Below are 16,211 nucleotides of genomic sequence, written 5' to 3' on the forward strand. Positions count from 1 at the left end.
GGGTCAGGCGAGACCCGCGACCAGCTCCGGGACGTCCTTGCGGCGCCCGGTGAAGAACGGGACCTCCTCGCGCACGTGCATACGGGCCTCCGAGCCGCGCAGGTGACGCATGAGGTCGACGATCCGGTACAGCTCGTCGGCCTCGAAGGCGAGCATCCACTCGTAGTCGCCGAGGGAGAAGGAGGCGACCGTGTTGGCGCGCACGTCCGGGTAGCCGCGGGCCATCTTGCCGTGGTCGGCGAGCATCCGGCGGCGGTCCTCGTCGGGCAGCAGGTACCAGTCGTAGGAGCGCACGAAGGGGTAGACGCTGATGTAGTTGCGCGGCGTCTCGTCGGCGAGGAACGCCGGGATGTGCGAGCGGTTGAACTCGGCGGGGCGGTGCAGCGCCATGTTCGACCAGACCGGCTCCAGGGCGCGGCCCAGCTTCGTGCGGCGGAAGAGGTTGTACGCCTCCTGGAGCTGGTCGCTGGTCTCGGCGTGCCACCAGATCATGACGTCCGCGTCGGCCCGCAGGCCCGAGACGTCGTAGGTGCCGCGGACCGTCACGTCCTTGGCGGCGAGCTGGTCGAACAGCTCCTGGACCTCGTCGGCGTAACCGGCGCGGTCGGCGGGGAGCGCGTCCTTCAGCTTGAAGACCGACCACAGGGTGTAGCGGATGACCTCGTTGAGGTCCTTGGCCAGCTTGCCCTTGTTCGGGATCCTGCCGGACTCGGTGGTGGAGGCGTCGTCACTCATGGGGCTATTCTCCCGCTCCGCCGTGCAGGCTCTGCACCGGGTGGGCGGTGAGTTCCTGCACAGCGCTCAGGTCGCCGCCGAGCTGGTCCACCGCCGCGTACGCGCTCGCCACGCAGGCGGGGATGCCGACGCCGTCGTACTGCGCGCCGCACACCGCCAGGCCGGGGAGCTTGGCGACGTGCCCGCGGATGCGGGCCACGCGCGCGTGGTGGCCGACCGGGTACTGCGGCAGGCCGTCGTCCCAGCGGGTGACCCGGGTCTCCAGCGGGGTGGCGTCCAGGCCGGTGGCCTCGCGCAGGTCGTGCCGGGAGACCTCGACGAGGTCGGCGTCCTCCCGCTGGAGGATCTCCGTCTCGCCGTACCGCCCGACCGAGGTGCGCAGCACCACCGTGTCCGGGTCCTCGTCGGCGATCCAGCCCCACTTGGCGGAGGCGAAGGTGGAGGCCTTGATGGTGCGCCCGTCGACGGGCGGCACCAGGAAGCCGCTGCCCTCCGGCAGGGCGGTGTCGCCGCGGCGGTAGGCCAGGGTGACCAGCGCCATGGACGCGTACTCCACGGCCCGCAGCTCCGCGGCGGCCTCGGGGGACTCGGCGGCCAGCAGCCCGGCGGCCACGGGCGCGGGCACGGCGACCACGACGGCGTCGGCGTGCAGCGCCCGGTCCCCGGCGACCACCCGCCAGGCCGTCGGCCCCTCTCTGCGCAGCTCCGTCACCGGGGTGCCGGTGAGGATCTCGCCGCCGCGGGCCCGTACCGACTCCGCCACGGCGAGCGGGAGCCGGCCCACACCGCCCTCGATGCCCAGGAACACCGGGCCGGTCTGCCCCGCGGCGGCGGCCTTCGCCTGGATCTCGCGCACCGCCTCCGTCAGTGAGGTGTGCGCGCGGGCCGCCTCGAAGAGCTGGGGGACGGCCGAACGCATCGAGATGCGGTAGGCGTCGCCCGCGTAGACCCCGCCGAGCAACGGCTCGACCAGCCGGTCGACGACCTCGCGGCCCAGGCGCGCCGCCACGTACTCCCCGACGGCCACGTCGTCGCCGATCTCGGTGCGGGGCAGCTCCGCGTCGCGCTCGATGCGGGCCAGTCCCTCGTCGGACAGCAGGCCGGCGAGGGCGGCGGAGGTGCCCGGGACGCCCATGACGTGTCCCCTGGGCATGGGGCGCAGCGCGCCGCGGGTCCAGATCGAGGCGGTCGCGGTGGCCGGCGGCCGCAGCCGGTCGCCGAGGCCCACCTCGCGGGCGAGGCCGACCGCCTCGGGGCGGCGGGCCAGCATCGACTCGGCGCCCAGGTCCACCCGCACGCCCGCGATCTCGCCGGGCAGCAGCTTGCCGCCGACCCGGCCCGCCGCCTCCAGCACGGTCACCCGCGCCCCGCGCTCCAGCAGCCGGTGCGCGGCCGCCAGCCCCGCGATCCCGGCTCCGATGACGACGACATGCCCCGATTCCGCACCCGTTGCGCTCATGGCCCCACTCTCTCAGACCCCACCGGCACTCCCCGCCGTGCCCCGGTGTCCGGCACGAGTCCCGACCGTGACCGCATCGGGATCGTTTTTGGCCAACGTTCCGCGCCGGCCGGGCGTCGAAGGAGCGTCAGTCGTCAAGAGATCCCCCGGGGGTAGGTCCACATGCGCGTACGACGTTCCGTCCGACCCGTTCACGCCCTGTCCGGGCTGCTGCTCGCGACCGCGCTCGCGCTCACCGGGTGCGCCGCGGGCGGCGGCTCCGGCGACAAGTCCGCCGCCGCGGGCGAGGCCCGACGGGGGGCGGCGGACGGGAGCGCGGCGGACGAGGGCGCGGCCTCCGACGCGAAGGCGGGCCCGCAGGGCACCGCGGCGCCCCGGATCACAGCGAGCCACATCATCCGCACCGCCTCCCTCACCGTGCAGGTCCGGGACGTTCCGAAGGCGCTCGACGCGGCCCGCGCGACCGCCGAGGACGCGGGTGGCTACGTCGGCGACGAGAGCACCAGCAGGGACGACGGCGGTCACGAGCGCACCCGGGTCGTGCTGCGCGTGCCCACCGACCGGTACGACGAGGTCCTCACCGACCTGGCGGGCACCGGCAAGCTGCTGGAGCGCACGGCGAAGGCGAAGGACGTCACCGACCGGGTCGTCGACGTCGAGAGCCGCATCAGGTCGCAGCGCGCCAGCGTGGCCCGGGTGCGGGCCCTGATGGACCGGGCCGACAAGATCGGTGACGTGGTCACGCTGGAGGGCGAGTTGAGCCGCCGGGAGTCCGATCTGGAGGCGCTGCTGGCCCAGCAGGCCGCTCTGAAGGACCGCACGAGCCTGGCCACCATCACCCTGTCGCTGTCGGAGACTCCGGTGACCCGGGCCGCCGGGGACGACGGGCCTGGCTTCGTGGACGCGGTGACCGGCGGCTGGCACGTCTTCGTCACCGTGGTCCGCTGGATCGCCCTGGCGCTCGGCGCGGTGCTCCCGTTCGCCGCGACGGCGGCGCTGTTCGCCGTGGTGTGGGCGCGGTTCGTAAGGCCCCGGCGGGCCCGCCGCCCGGCGGCCGCGCCGGCCCCCGCGCCGTCCGCGGCCGGACCGCTGCCGGCGGCCCCGCCGGCGCCACGACCGGGCGGGGAGCAGGGCCGGCGCCCCTGAAGTGCCGTGTGGCCGTAGCGTGTTCGCATGAGCATGAGCGGTGCGCGGGGAACGGGAGAGCGTCTGGTCGTCGTCGGGGCCGACGCCGCGGGGATGTCCGCGGCGTCGCAGGCGCGGCGGACGCGCGGGCCCGACGAGCTGGAGATCGTGGCGTTCGAACGCGGCCGCTTCACCTCGTTCTCGGCGTGCGGCATCCCCTACTGGGTGGGCGGCGACGTCGGCGAACGGGACCGGCTGATCGCCCGCACGCCCGAGGAGCACCGCGCGCGGGGCATCGACGTGCGTCTGCGCACCGAGGTCACGGAGATCGACGTCGCCCGGGGCCGAGTCCGCGCGCGGGACCTCGATTCCGGGGCCGAGTCCTGGACGTCGTACGACGATCTCGTGATCGCCACCGGTGCCCGTCCCGTCCGGCCCGACCTGCCCGGCGCCGACGCGCCCGGCGTGCACGGTGTGCAGACGCTGGACGACGGCGAGGCGCTGCTCGGCACCCTGACCCGCGTGCGGGACCACGCGGGGGCGGCCCGTCCCGGGCGGGCGGTGGTGGTCGGCGCGGGCTACATCGGCGTGGAGATGGCCGAGGCCCTCATCAAACGCGGCTACGAGGTGACGGTCGTCAACCGCGGCCGGGAACCCATGTCGACGCTCGACGCGGACATGGGCCGGCTGGTGCGCGAGGCCATGGAGGGGCTCGGCATCACCATGGTCGACGACACCGAGGTGACCGAGATGCTCACCGGGGACGACGGCCGGGTCCGGGCGGTGGCCACCGCCGAGGCCGAGTACCCGGCGGACGTCGTCGTGCTCGGCATCGGCGTCCGCCCCGAGACGGCCCTCGCGCGGGCGGCGGGGCTGCCGCTGGGCGCGCACGGCGGTCTGCTCACCGACCGGGCGATGCGGGTGCGCGGGCACGAGAACATCTGGGCCGGCGGCGACTGCGTCGAGGTCCTGGACCTGGTCTCCGGGCAGACGCGGCACGTCCCGCTGGGCACGCACGCCAACAAGCACGGCCAGGTCATCGGCACCAACATCGGCGGCGGTTACGCCACCTTCCCGGGCGTGGTCGGCACCGCGGTCAGCAAGGTGTGCGACCTGGAGATCGCGCGCACCGGGCTGCGCGAGAAGGACGCGCGCCGGGTGGGGCTGCGGTTCGAGACCGTCACCATCGAGTCGACGAGCCGCGCGGGCTACTACCCCGGCGCCTCCCCCATGACGGTCAAGATGCTCGCCGAGCACCGCACCGGCCGCCTGCTCGGTGTCCAGATCGTCGGCCGCGAGGGCGCGGCGAAACGGGTCGACATCGCCGCGGTCGCCCTCACGGCCGGCCTGACGGTGGAACAGATGACGGCGCTGGACCTGGGGTACGCCCCGCCGTTCTCACCGGTGTGGGACCCGGTCCTGGTGGCGGCGAGGAAGGCGGCCGCGAAGGTGCGGGGCCGCTAGGGACTCCCTTTCGGATCCTGCCGGGGCGCGGGGATCCGCACCGACCTCCGGGGACGGCACCTCTAGGCCGTCCCGTTGAGCCGGGGCGGCAGCGACGACACCGACGCGCTGGACGACGTCACCGCGGCGGGCTGCTCCCCGGCCGGCTTCGCGTGCGCCGCGGCCGGCCGGGTGGACCGCAGCCGGTTGCTGACGGCCTCGTCGAGCGTCACCGGCCGCTGCATCTGCGCGGCCAGCCGCCCGGCCTCCTGGCCCAGCCGGGCCACGTCCTCCCACGGCAGCCGCACCACCAGCGAGATCTCCGCCTCGCCGTCGGGCAGGGCGTGCATCGGAGGAGTAACTCGGTCGTTCATCGCCTGATCCTCACGTCGTCCCCGCGGCCCGCATCCCTGTGCCGCCGCCGTCGAGGAGACATACGGACGTCCGCCGGGCCGCGTTCATCGATTCGCCGGGCGCATGGCGGGCACTACTCCCTTGTGGTCATACCCGTGCACGACCTGAACCCGGTGCGGCGTACCCCCTGGGTGACGTACGCCCTCATCGCCGCGAACGTCGCCGTGTTCCTGTTCATGCCCGGCCTGGCCGGCTCCGTGGCGGGCGACAGCTCCCTGTCGCGGTTGTGCCATCTGCAGGCGTTCACGGACCACTTCGCCGCCGTGCCGCGCGAGTTGATCCACCATCAGCTGCCGTCGCTGGTGCCGACCGGCGCGGTCGGGGTGGGCGCGCACGGGCCGGGCTGCGTGCTGGGCCCGCCGGGCTACGACAAGTCCCCGCCGCTGTCGGTGTTCACGGCGATGTTCCTGCACGGCGGCTGGCTGCACCTGCTGGGCAACATGCTCTTCCTGTACATCTTCGGCAACAACATCGAGGACCGCATGGGGCATGTGCGGTTCTTCCTCTTCTACGTCGCCTGCGGCTACGCGGCCGGGTACGGCTTCGCGGTGCTCAACGCCGACTCGGCCACGCCGCTGATCGGCGCCTCGGGAGCGATCGCGGGTGTGCTCGGCGCCTATCTGGTGCTGTATCCCAGGGTCCGGGTGTGGGTCCTGGTGCCCTTCCTGATCTTCCTGCCGCTGCGGCTGCCGGCCTGGCTGGTGCTCGGCTTCTGGTTCGTGCTGCAGGCGCTGTACTCGTCCGGGGAGGGGGTGTCCGGCACGGGCGCCGTGGCGTACGCGGCACACGTCGTCGGCTTCCTCGTCGGCATGCTGATCGCGCTGCCGCTGCGCCCCGGCACACCGCCCCCGCCGGAACCGGGCCGCCTGCTCTTCGGCAGGCAGGCCCGGCCCCGGCACACGTGGTGAGCGCCGCGCTCAGCGCGCGGTCTGCGTGTGGACGTACTCGACGAGACGGGTGAGCGCGTCCGGCTCGGTGGTGGGCAGGACGCCGTGGCCGAGGTTGAAGACGTGGCCCTCCAGGCCCGCGGCCGCGTCCAGCACCTCACGGGTCTTGGCCTCGACCGCCTCCGGGCCGGCGAACAGGACCGCCGGGTCGAGGTTGCCCTGGAGCGCCTTGCCCGGGCCGACGCGGCGGGCGGCCTCGTCGAACGGGACGCGCCAGTCGACGCCGACCACGTCCGCGCCCGCCTCGCCCATGAGGCCGAGCAGTTCGCCGGTGCCGACGCCGAAGTGGATGCGCGGGACGCCGTACCCGGCGACGGCCTCGAAGACCTTGCGGGAGGCCGGCATGACCGAGCGGCGGTAGTCGGCGGGGGCGAGGGCGCCGACCCAGGAGTCGAAGAGCTGCACGGCGCTCGCGCCCGCCTCGATCTGCACCTTCAGGAAGGCGGCCGTGATGTCGGCGAGGCGGTCGAGCAGGTCGGCCCACAGCCGCGGGTCGCCGTACATGAGCGCCTTGGTGTGCTCGTGGTTGCGGGACGGGCCGCCCTCCACGAGGTAGCTCGCGAGGGTGAACGGCGCCCCCGCGAAGCCGATCAGCGGGGTGGCGCCGAGTTCGCGGGTGAGCAGGCCGATCGCCTCGGTGACGTAGGAGACGTCCTCGGGGGTGAGGTCGCGGAGCCGGTCCAGGTCGGCGCGGGAGCGGATCGGGCGCTCGACGACCGGGCCGACGCCCGGCTTGATGTCGAGGTCGACGCCGATGGCCTTCAGGGGCACGACGATGTCGCTGAAGTAGATCGCCGCGTCCACGCCGTGCCGGCGGACCGGCTGGAGGGTGATCTCGGTGACCAGCTCGGGCCGCATGCAGGACTCGAGCATCGGGATGCCCTCGCGCACCTTGCGGTACTCGGGGAGGGAGCGCCCGGCCTGCCGCATGAACCACACCGGTGTGTGCGGCACGGGCTCGCGCCGGCACGCCCGGAGGAAGGCGGAGTCGTAGGTGGCTGTCGACGGCTGCGGCTGCGGCCGGCCCGCGGGGGTCTCGTTGGCACTCACGGTGGCAAGTCTCGCACGGCCGGAAGCGCACTTCGTGCGAGGTGCGGGATCGCGCTGCCACGGCCCCCGGCGGGGTGTCTTGCCCTGCACCGGAGCTCCGTTCCCCTTACTCTTCCCCGCATGGCTGCGGCACAGGGACGACTGTCGGACGGCGCTGACGGAATGGACGACGCGAAGGAGGAGGGACATGCGGACAGGTCGGCTCCGTTGCCCTTCCGGGCCGCCGTCGAGGCGCTGCGGGCGGCACGGGTGCGGCCGCAGGTCGAGATCGAGCAGGTGCCCGCGCCGAAGCGCCTCGCCCCGTTCGCGTACGCCCTGGAGGCCACGGTCGTCGACGGCGAGCAGGAACTCGCCGACGGCCGCCTGGTGATGCTGCACGACCCGGCCGGGCACGAGGCCTGGCAGGGCACGTTCCGGCTGGTGACCCTGGTGCGCGCGGAGCTGGAGCCGGAGATGGCCGTCGATCCGCTGCTGCCGGACGTGTGCTGGTCGTGGCTGACCGGCGCGCTCCAGGCGCGCGGTCTGACGTACGGGGAGCCGAGCGGCACCGTCACGCGCGCCTCCTCCCACTACTTCGGCGGGCTGTCGCCACGCCCCGCCGCCTCGCAGATCGAGATCCGTGCCTCCTGGACGCCGCGGGAGGGGCTGGGCGGGGCGCCGGACACGGCAGCCCACCTGGCGTCCTGGTGCGATCTGCTGGCCCAGGTCGCGGGGCTGCCGCCGGCCGGGCCGGGCGACGCGTCGGTGGTGACGCTCCCGCAGCGGCGCGGTCCGCAGTCGCGCTGAACCCGCCCACCGGCCCCACGCGCCGAACCCCCGCGCCGAAACGCACCCGTCGGCCGGCCCCCTCGTCCCGGACGCGGGGGCCGGCCGATCGCTGCGCGCTCCTCCCCGGGCGCCTTACCGCCTTCTTGCTGTCCCTTTGTCGATACGGCCATATTCGGGCGGGTATCGACGCCGAACGGCTCCGTCCGAACCGATTCGATCTTCGGATGATCGATAGCGTGTCCGAATTGCACGGATTGTTACTCACCAGATCGTGATCATTCTCTAAAGGACACCGGGTTTGGTGCCGAAGACGACTGTGACCTTGCAAGCACGGTTAGTCCCGGCTTCGCCCCCACAAGCCGGCCCCGTCCCCCACCCCCCCCCAGGAGGCCTGGTGTCCGTTCTCCTCGAGCAGCCCGCAAGCCTGGTCGCCTACCGCCCGAACAAGCCGACCGCCATGGTCGTCGTGGCGGACCCGCGCGTCCGTTCCACCGTGACCCGGCACCTGTGGGCGCTCGGAGTCCGCGACGTCATCGAGGCGTCGTCCGTCGCGGAGGCCCGCCCCCGCATCGGCAACCCGCGCGACATCTGTGTCGCCGATGTCCACCTGCCCGACGGGTCCGGGCTCACGCTGCTGTCCGAGACCCGCGCCGCCGGCTGGCCCAACGGGCTGGCCCTGTCCGCCGCCGACGACATCGGTGCCGTCCGCAACGCCCTCGCGGGCGGAGTGAAGGGCTACGTCGTCACCGGCACCCGCACCAACCTCGGGCTCCCCACCCGGCCCGGTGCCGCCCCCATCGGTTCGGCCGCGGCCCGGCTGCACCGCCGCCCCCCGGGTGCCCCGAGCCACCCGGGCGGCTACCGAGAACTGTCCGGCCGCGAGGTCGAGGTGCTGCGGCTCGTCGCCGAGGGCCAGTCGAACAAGGCGATCGGCGTCTCGATGGGCCTGTCCGCGCTGACCGTCAAGAGCCACCTCGCCCGCATCGCCCGCAAGCTCGGCACGGGCGACCGCGCCGGCATGGTCGCGGTGGCCCTGCGGACCGGCATCATCCACTGACCAGAGCCGGTTCCCGGCACCCGAACGACCGCACTGAGCAAGATCCATCCCGCCCACGTCACCCTTTTCGCGGATCAGGCCGAGAATCGCGACGATTCCCCCACGTGACCGGTGCCGACAGCCGGTCCCGCCGCCTCCTCCCTGCCGGTCGTCAACCGGACGTGTCATCGACCTGACCGGTTTACGACCCCCCGGCGCCCGCCGACGGAACGTTCCGTCGGCGGGCGTCGTCCATCCACGGATACCCTTGACAGGTGACCGACGCCCAAAAGACCGCAGCAGACAGCCCACTGCGCACCACCGGAGGCGCCCCTCCGGACGACGGCGGATCTTCTGACACAGGGGCGCCGATCCCATTGCTCGAGCCGCGCGAGGGCATCCCGCCCGTCGTCGCCGACGCGGAGACGCTCGCGGAGGTGATCGCCGCGTTCGCCTCCGGCTCCGGCCCCCTCGCCGTCGACGCCGAGCGCGCGTCCGGCTACCGCTACGGCCAGCGCGCCTACCTGGTGCAGCTGCGCCGGGAGGGCTCCGGGACCGCGCTGATCGACCCCGTCGCCTGCCCCGACCTCTCGGTCCTCGGCGACCGGCTGGACGGCGTCGAGTGGGTCCTGCACGCCGCCACCCAGGACCTGCCGTGCCTGCGCGAGATAGGCATGGTGCCCACCAGCCTGTTCGACACCGAGCTGGCCGGCCGGCTCGCCGGGTTCCCGCGGGTCGGGCTCGGGGCCATGGTCGAGGGCGTCCTCGGCTTCGTCCTGGAGAAGGGCCACTCCGCCGTCGACTGGTCGACCCGGCCGCTGCCCGACCCCTGGCTGCGGTACGCGGCCCTCGACGTCGAGCTCCTGGTCGACCTGCGGGACGCCCTGGAGAAGGAGCTGGACCGGCAGGGCAAGCTGGAGTGGGCCCGGCAGGAGTTCGACGCCATCGCCTCCGCGCCGCCGCCCGAGCCTCGCAAGGAGCCCTGGCGCCGTACGTCCGGGCTGCACAAGGTGCGGCGCAGGCGGCAGCTGGCCGTGGTGCGGGAGCTGTGGGAGACCCGGGACCGGATCGCCCAGCGGCGGGACGTCTCCCCCGGCAAGGTGCTCTCGGACACGGCCATCGTGGAGGCCGCGCTCGGCCTGCCGTCCAACGCGCACGCCCTGGCCGCGCTGAACGGCTTCGGGCATCGCATGGGCCGCAGACAACTGGAGCAGTGGCAGGCCGCGGTGGAGCGCGCCCGCGCGCTGCCCGACCCCCGGCTTCCCCAGCCGGGCCAGCCGGTGACCGGACCTCCGCCGCCCCGGGCCTGGGCCGACAAGGACCCGGCGGCCGCCGCGCGACTGTCGGCGGCACGCGCCGGCGTCTCGGCGCTGGCCGAGCGGCTCGCCATGCCGCAGGAGAACCTGGTCGCGCCGGACGCCGTGCGGCGCCTGTGCTGGGAGCCGCCGAAGGACGTCGACGCCGAGTCGGTGGCGGCCGCGCTCACCGGCCACGGGGCGCGTCCGTGGCAGGTGGAGCTGGTCACGCCGGTGCTGGTGGCGGCGCTGACGGCGAAGGGCGCCTGAAGGCTTCTCCTCTCCCGGCAGGGTCGGGGCGCCGGCGCTCAGCCCGGTCGGGAGAACCCTCTCCGTGGCCTGCGCCGACGGCACCCCCGGATCCGGAGTCTCCCGTGACGTCGGGGTCACCCGCCCGGGTGTGACGTTCGCCGCTCCCCCCGGCAGGACTGGGCAGCTACGTTACCCACAAGTAGCATGGGCCTGAGCGCGCGCTCAGTGCTGCGCGTCGCAGCAGTGCCATCCCGCACCCTGGAGGAGAGCCATCGTGCCTCGTACCGTCAGGGACGTCGTCTTCGTAGACGGCGTCCGCACCCCGTTCGGCAAGGCGGGCCCGAAGGGCATCTACCACGAGACCCGCGCCGACGACCTCGTCGTGAAGGCGATCCGGGAGCTGCTGCGCCGCAACCCCGGCCTCGACCCGAAGAAGATCGACGAGGTCGCCGTCGCCGCGACCACGCAGATCGGCGACCAGGGCCTGACCATCGGCCGTACCGCCGGCATTCTCGCGGGCCTGCCCACCTCGGTCCCCGGTTACTCGATCGACCGCATGTGCGCGGGCGCGCTGACCGCCGTCACCTCCGTCGCCGGCTCCGTCGCGTTCGGCGCGTACGACGTCGCCGTCGCGGGCGGTGTCGAGCACATGGGCCGCCACCCGATGGGCGAGGGCGTGGACCCGAACCCGCGGTTCGTGAGCGAGAAGCTGGTCGACCAGTCCGCCCTGTTCATGGGCATGACGGCGGAGAACCTGCACGACCGCTACCCGCAGATCACCAAGCTGCGCGCCGACGAGTACGCGGTGCGCTCGCAGGAGAAGGCCGCCAAGGCGTACGCCAACGGCAAGATCCAGCAGGACCTGGTGCCGGTCTCCGTGCGCCGCACCACCCCCGAGGCCGGCGAGACCGGCTGGGGCCTGGTCACCGCCGACGAGCCGATGCGCCCGGGCACGACCCTGGAGAACCTGTCCGGGCTCAAGACCCCGTTCCGCGTGCACGGCCGGGTCACCGCGGGCAACGCGGCCGGCCTGAACGACGGCGCCACCGCCTCGATCATCGCGTCCGAGGACTTCGCCCGCGAGAACGGCCTGCCGGTCAAGATGCGCCTGGTCTCCTACGCCTTCGCCGGTGTGGAGCCGGAGGTCATGGGCTACGGCCCGATCCCGGCGACGGAGAAGGCCCTCGCCCAGGCGGGTCTGTCCATCTCCGACATCGGCCTGTTCGAGATCAACGAGGCCTTCGCCGTCCAGGTCCTGGCCTTCCTCGACCACTACGGCATCGCGGACGACGACGAGCGCGTCAACCAGTACGGCGGCGCGATCGCCTTCGGTCACCCGCTGGCCTCCTCCGGCGTCCGTCTGATGACGCAGCTGGCCCGCCAGTTCGAGGAGCAGCCGCAGGTCCGCTACGGCCTCACCACCATGTGCGTCGGCTTCGGCATGGGCGCGACGGTCATCTGGGAGAACCCGCACTTCGACGGAGGCGACAAGTGAGCACCACCGCTGAACTCCTGAAGGGCGCGGCCGAGCTGTTCCCGGACGAGGTCGTCACGCAGGCGCACGTACGCCACTTCGACCTGCCGCTGGGCGCGGGCCGCTTCGCCCTGATCACCCTGGACAACGGCCTCGACCACACCAAGCCGACCACCTTCGGCCCGCAGTCGCTCGCGAACCTGAACACCGCGATCGACCAGGTCGAGAAGGAGGCCGCGGACGGCGAGATCGTCGGCGCCGGCGTCACCGGCAAGCCGTTCATCTTCGCGGTCGGCGCCGACCTCAAGGGCGTCGAGCTGCTGAAGCGGCACGAGGACGCGCTGGCCATCGGCAAGGGCGGCCACGAGGTCTTCAAGCGCCTGTCGAAGCTCGCCGTGCCCACCTTCGCCTACTACAACGGCGCGGCGATGGGCGGCGGTGTCGAGGTCGGTCTGCACTGCGCCTACCGGACCGTCTCCGCGGCGATCCCGGCGTTCTCGCTGCCCGAGGTCTTCCTCGGCCTGGTCCCCGGCTGGGGCGGCTGCGCGCTGCTGCCGAACCTGATCGGCGCCGACAAGGCCGTCTCGGTCATCATCGAGAACAGCCTCAACCAGAACAAGCAGCTCAAGGGCAAGCAGGTCTACGAGCTCGGGATCGCCGACGCGATCTTCGAGGGCGCCGACTTCCTGGAGCAGTCGCTGATCTGGACGGCGGCCGTCCTCAAGGGCGAGATCGTCGTCGACCGTCCGGTGATCGACCGCGGCGAGGCCTGGGACCAGGCCGTCGCCAAGGGCCGCTTCATCGCGGACGGCAAGGTGCACGGCGCGGCCCCGGCCGCCTACCGCGCCCTGGACATCATCGCCGCCGCCAAGAACGGCGACCTGCAGCAGGGTTACGACGCCGAGGACCAGGCCCTCGCCGACCTCATCATGGGCGGCGAACTGCGCTCCGGCATCTACGCGTTCAACCTCGTGCAGAAGCGCGGCAAGCGCCCGGCCGGCGCCCCGGACAAGAGCCTGGCCCGCCCGGTCACCAAGGTCGGTGTCGTCGGCGCCGGTCTGATGGCCTCGCAGCTGGCCCTGCTCTTCCTGCGCCGCCTCGAGGTGCCCGTCGTGCTGACGGACATCGACCAGGAGCGGATCGACAAGGGTGTGGGCTACGTCCACGCCGAGATCGACAAGCTGCTCGGCAAGGGCCGGATCAACCAGGACAAGGCCAACCGCCTCAAGGCGCTGGTCACCGGTGTCCTGGACAAGGCCGAGGGCTTCGCTGACGCGGACTTCGTCATCGAGGCCGTGTTCGAGGAGATGGGCGTCAAGCAGAAGGTGTTCGCGGAGGTCGAGGCGGTCGCCCCGGCGCACGCGATCCTCGCCACCAACACCTCCTCCCTGTCGGTGTCGGAGATGGCGTCGAAGCTGAAGCACCCCGAGCGGGTCGTCGGCTTCCACTTCTTCAACCCGGTCGCCGTCCTCCCGCTCCTGGAGATCGTCCGGGGCGAGCAGACCGACGACGCCTCGCTGGCCACGGCGTTCGGTGTCGCCAAGAAGCTGAAGAAGACCGCGGTTCTGGTCAAGGACGCCCCGGCGTTCGTCGTGAACCGCATCCTGACCCGCTTCATGGGCGAGATCCAGAACGTCATCGACGAGGGCACCCCGGTCGAGGTCGCGGAGAAGGCGATCGAGCCGCTCGGCCTGCCGATGTCCCCGCTGGTCCTGCTCGAACTGGTCGGCCCGGCGATCGGCCTGCACGTCTCGGAGACCCTCAACCGGGCCTTCCCGGACCGCTTCACGGTCTCCCCGAACCTGAAGGCGGTCGTCGAGGCGGGCAAGCGCGGCTTCTACGTCTACGACAGCGGCAAGCCCGAGCTGGACCCGGAGGTCGCCGCGCTCCTGAAGCAGGGCGACACCGTCCTGACGGAGGAGCAGGTCCGCGCCCGTGTCCTGGACGCGGTGGCGCAGGAGATCGGCCTGATGCTCGACGAGGGCGTCGTCGCCGAGGCCCAGGACATCGACCTCTGCCTGATCACGGGCGCCGGCTGGCCCTTCCACCTGGGCGGCATCACGCCGTACCTGGACCGCGAGGGCGTCTCGGAGCGCGTGAACGGCAAGAGGTTCCTGGCTCCGGGCGCGGCGTCGGTTCCCGCCTAGGCGTCGCCCTGACGGCACGGAGCCCCCGCCGCGCGGCGGGGGCTCCGTGCCGTTCGCGGTACGGCCCCTCAGCCCAGGGCCTGCCACGGCCCGAACCCGACCGAACCGCGGCCGGCCTGGCGGGCGACGGCCGGACGGCCGTCCGCGCCCAGCACCGCGATCACGGCGCGGCCGAACACGTCGAAGGCCGCGGCGGGGGCGTGCGCCGACAGACCGCCGAGGTCGTCGGTGGGCAGTTCCTGCCAGGGGTGGTCGCCGGGCAGGAAGCGGTAGGCGATGCCGCCCAGATCGCTGCGGGTGGCCACCAGCGTCCCGGTCTCCGGGTCGTCCCCCGGGGCACAGCAGACCGCGCCGAAGCCGCCCCGTCCACCGATCGGCACGGCCGGCCTGGCCCATCGGCCGCCCTGCGTGTCCTCCTCGGCCATGAGCAGCCGTCCCGTGTCGGGCTGCCGGTAGACGGTCATGACCCGGCCGTCCGGCTGCACGACGGCCGCGGCGGGTGAGGCCGGGACCGTGAGCCGGAAGCGGGGGGCGCGTTTCAGCGGCTCGAGGTGGGAGCCCTGCGCCCAGTGGAAGACCCCTTCCCGGCTGGCGGCGAAGACCTCCGCCCTTCCGTTCGGCGCGGTCAGGGCCGTGATGCCCTCCTGCAGTTCGTGGCCGCGCAGGTCGGTCCATCCGCTCCAGGTGCCGTCCGTCTCCCGGACACGGGTGTGCAGGCCCTGTCCGCCGTTGCGGACGAAGAGGTGCAGCCGTCCCATGGCGTCACGGGTGACGGCCGGGGCGCCGAGGTGCCGGTCCCGCTCGGGGTTCCCCGCCGAGGGGTTGCCGAGGATGACCCAGCCGGCGAACGCCCCGTCCGGCTCGGCCTGTTCGAGCAGGACGATCTCCCGCCGGTGCGTGTGGTCCGGGCCCAGGTGCGACATGCGCCTTGCGAAGAGCTGCCAGCGGCCGTCCGGCGTCAGGCTCACCGCCAGTCCCGGTGAGAGCGGCCCGCCGCCCAGGAAGAACGGTCCGCGCCACCGGTCGCTGCCCGGCTGCCTCTCCAGCCACACCGCTGCCTGCTGGTCGACCACGGCGAACGCGGTCAGACGGCCCCGCGCGTCGCGCCCGAGCCGGATCCCGCCCGGATCGCGCGGGGTGGTGCTCTGCACCCATCCCGTGCCGCGTGCGCTCAGGCCGACCGCGTAGTCGCCGCTGCCGGCCGGATCGCCGCAGTCGTACCCGTCCGCCGCGCCGTAGACGTTGAGGAAGTACTCCTTGAGCGAGACGGCCCGCGGGCCCAGTGAGTGCGGCCACCGTTCGTTGGAGTAGCCGCGGAAGGCCTCCACCACAAAGGTGCGGTCCTCGCCGGGGCCCCGGTAGCGGTCCAGCGCGACCCACGAGAAGAGGCCGGCCGCGGTGTGGTCGCTGTGGTCCGCCAGATCGCCGAAGTCGTGGTGCTGCGGGAACCGTTCGTCGTGGACGAGCCGGTCCGGGTCCGGGTCCATGGTGCGCACCAGGGTCGGCCGGAAGAGGCCGAGGATCTGGACCAGCGTGTCCACCAGCCCGGAACGCGTGTACCAGTACTGCTCGTCGACGAGTCCGCCGCTCACCCGCAGGGTGGGGACCCGCTCGGCCTCCTCCTGCCAGAGCACGTGCAGGCTGCGCGGCGGGCCCTCGGGGGTGCCGTGCTGCCGGATGTTGAGGAAGACCAGCCTCACCCAGGGCGCCTCGGCCAGGGAGTAGACCTCGGCGACGGCGCCGCCCGCGGTGGCCAGGGTGGAGGGCGTCCAGGCGGCCGTGCGGTCGCCGAGTGCCATGGCACCGTACGCGGCCCTGATGCCGTTCTGCCGCGCCTTCCCGTAGGCCTCCCGGTCCTCGGCGGGCGGCGACACCTGCCAGGGGCGCGGGTTCCGTCCGTAGGCGTCGCCGCTGGTCAGATAGACCGTCGTGGTGGGTGTGCCCGCCTTGATCGCCTGGAACGTCGCCGGGTTCATGAAGTACAGGTCGTCGTCCGGGTGCGCCACGATCTGCAGCACGGAGGCGGGGCTGGACACGCTGGGGATTCTCCCGTCGGTCGGGTCGGA

General features: G+C 73.3%; 13 protein-coding genes. 8 read left to right on the plus strand and 5 right to left on the minus strand.

Annotation, left to right across the window (positions count from 1 at the left end):
• Positions 1-3: 3 nt before the first annotated feature.
• Both hemQ and hemG read right to left on the minus strand, forming a co-directional pair.
• Positions 4-735, minus strand: coding sequence for a hydrogen peroxide-dependent heme synthase (hemQ, locus tag ACIQ9G_RS17380; protein WP_403609836.1), 732 nt, complete (start codon positions 733-735; stop codon positions 4-6).
• Between the two features lie 4 nt (positions 736-739).
• Positions 740-2,194, minus strand: coding sequence for a protoporphyrinogen oxidase (gene hemG, locus ACIQ9G_RS17385; RefSeq protein WP_403609838.1), 1,455 nt, complete (start codon positions 2,192-2,194; stop codon positions 740-742).
• Positions 2,195-2,356: 162 nt separating this feature from the next.
• On the opposite strand from hemG, the gene ACIQ9G_RS17390 reads away from it, so the two are divergent.
• Entirely contained in the window at positions 2,357-3,340 is a 984-nt protein-coding gene (locus ACIQ9G_RS17390; protein ID WP_403609840.1) for a DUF4349 domain-containing protein, read from the plus strand.
• A gap of 27 nt (positions 3,341-3,367) precedes the next feature.
• A complete protein-coding gene (locus ACIQ9G_RS17395; protein WP_403609843.1) occupies positions 3,368-4,783 on the plus strand; it encodes an FAD-dependent oxidoreductase in 1,416 nt (471 codons plus the stop codon).
• A 62-nt stretch (positions 4,784-4,845) separates the two neighbouring features.
• Here ACIQ9G_RS17395 and ACIQ9G_RS17400 read toward each other — a convergent pair whose 3' ends face one another.
• Positions 4,846-5,136, minus strand: coding sequence for a hypothetical protein (locus ACIQ9G_RS17400; protein WP_403609845.1), 291 nt, complete (start codon positions 5,134-5,136; stop codon positions 4,846-4,848).
• Positions 5,137-5,259: 123 nt separating this feature from the next.
• On the opposite strand from ACIQ9G_RS17400, the gene ACIQ9G_RS17405 reads away from it, so the two are divergent.
• Positions 5,260-6,084, plus strand: coding sequence for a rhomboid family intramembrane serine protease (locus ACIQ9G_RS17405; RefSeq protein WP_403609847.1), 825 nt, complete (start codon positions 5,260-5,262; stop codon positions 6,082-6,084).
• A gap of 9 nt (positions 6,085-6,093) precedes the next feature.
• On the opposite strand, the gene hemE is transcribed toward ACIQ9G_RS17405, so the two are convergent.
• Positions 6,094-7,173 carry a uroporphyrinogen decarboxylase gene (hemE, locus tag ACIQ9G_RS17410; RefSeq protein WP_403609850.1) on the minus strand — a complete coding sequence of 360 codons (1,080 nt, stop codon included), beginning with the start codon at positions 7,171-7,173 and terminating at the stop codon, positions 6,094-6,096.
• A 120-nt stretch (positions 7,174-7,293) separates the two neighbouring features.
• On the opposite strand from hemE, the gene ACIQ9G_RS17415 reads away from it, so the two are divergent.
• The 5 genes from ACIQ9G_RS17415 (at position 7,294) to ACIQ9G_RS17435 (ending at position 14,145) form a co-directional block, all read left to right on the plus strand.
• On the plus strand, positions 7,294-7,959 hold the full coding sequence (locus tag ACIQ9G_RS17415) for a DUF3000 domain-containing protein (protein ID WP_403609852.1): 666 nt from the start codon (positions 7,294-7,296) through the stop codon (positions 7,957-7,959).
• A 376-nt stretch (positions 7,960-8,335) separates the two neighbouring features.
• Positions 8,336-8,998: a response regulator transcription factor gene (locus ACIQ9G_RS17420; RefSeq protein ID WP_356184276.1), complete on the plus strand. Its 663-nt coding sequence runs from the start codon at positions 8,336-8,338 to the stop codon at positions 8,996-8,998.
• Between the two features lie 254 nt (positions 8,999-9,252).
• Positions 9,253-10,542, plus strand: coding sequence for a ribonuclease D (locus ACIQ9G_RS17425; protein ID WP_403609855.1), 1,290 nt, complete (start codon positions 9,253-9,255; stop codon positions 10,540-10,542).
• A 256-nt stretch (positions 10,543-10,798) separates the two neighbouring features.
• Complete coding sequence (locus ACIQ9G_RS17430) at positions 10,799-12,019, plus strand: thiolase family protein (RefSeq protein ID WP_403609857.1); 1,221 nt, start codon at positions 10,799-10,801, stop codon at positions 12,017-12,019.
• Positions 12,016-14,145: a 3-hydroxyacyl-CoA dehydrogenase NAD-binding domain-containing protein gene (locus ACIQ9G_RS17435; RefSeq protein ID WP_403609860.1), complete on the plus strand. Its 2,130-nt coding sequence runs from the start codon at positions 12,016-12,018 to the stop codon at positions 14,143-14,145. The genes ACIQ9G_RS17430 and ACIQ9G_RS17435 overlap by 4 nt, the downstream gene beginning before the upstream one ends.
• Positions 14,146-14,213: 68 nt before the next feature.
• Here the strand turns inward: ACIQ9G_RS17435 and ACIQ9G_RS17440 are convergent, their stop codons facing one another.
• The gene (locus tag ACIQ9G_RS17440) at positions 14,214-16,181 is read right to left on the minus strand and encodes a PIG-L family deacetylase (RefSeq protein ID WP_403609863.1); all 1,968 of its coding nucleotides are present in this window, start codon (positions 16,179-16,181) and stop codon (positions 14,214-14,216) included.
• Positions 16,182-16,211: the final 30 nt, after the last annotated feature.

Origin of the sequence: Streptomyces sp. NPDC096152, from assembly GCF_044763235.1 — a bacterium.
GTDB lineage: Bacteria > Actinomycetota > Actinomycetes > Streptomycetales > Streptomycetaceae > Streptomyces.

What these genes read in the sequence shown, in the direction of transcription:
- ACIQ9G_RS17415 (WP_403609852.1), top strand. Translation starts at nt 7,294, where the DNA reads ATGGCTGCGGCACAGGGACGACTGTCGGACGGCGCTGACGGAATGGAC.
- hemQ (WP_403609836.1), bottom strand. Translation starts at nt 735, where the DNA reads ATGAGTGACGACGCCTCCACCACCGAGTCCGGCAGGATCCCGAACAAG.
- ACIQ9G_RS17395 (WP_403609843.1), top strand. Translation starts at nt 3,368, where the DNA reads ATGAGCATGAGCGGTGCGCGGGGAACGGGAGAGCGTCTGGTCGTCGTC.
- ACIQ9G_RS17390 (WP_403609840.1), top strand. Translation starts at nt 2,357, where the DNA reads ATGCGCGTACGACGTTCCGTCCGACCCGTTCACGCCCTGTCCGGGCTG.
- ACIQ9G_RS17400 (WP_403609845.1), bottom strand. Translation starts at nt 5,136, where the DNA reads ATGAACGACCGAGTTACTCCTCCGATGCACGCCCTGCCCGACGGCGAG.
- hemG (WP_403609838.1), bottom strand. Translation starts at nt 2,194, where the DNA reads ATGAGCGCAACGGGTGCGGAATCGGGGCATGTCGTCGTCATCGGAGCC.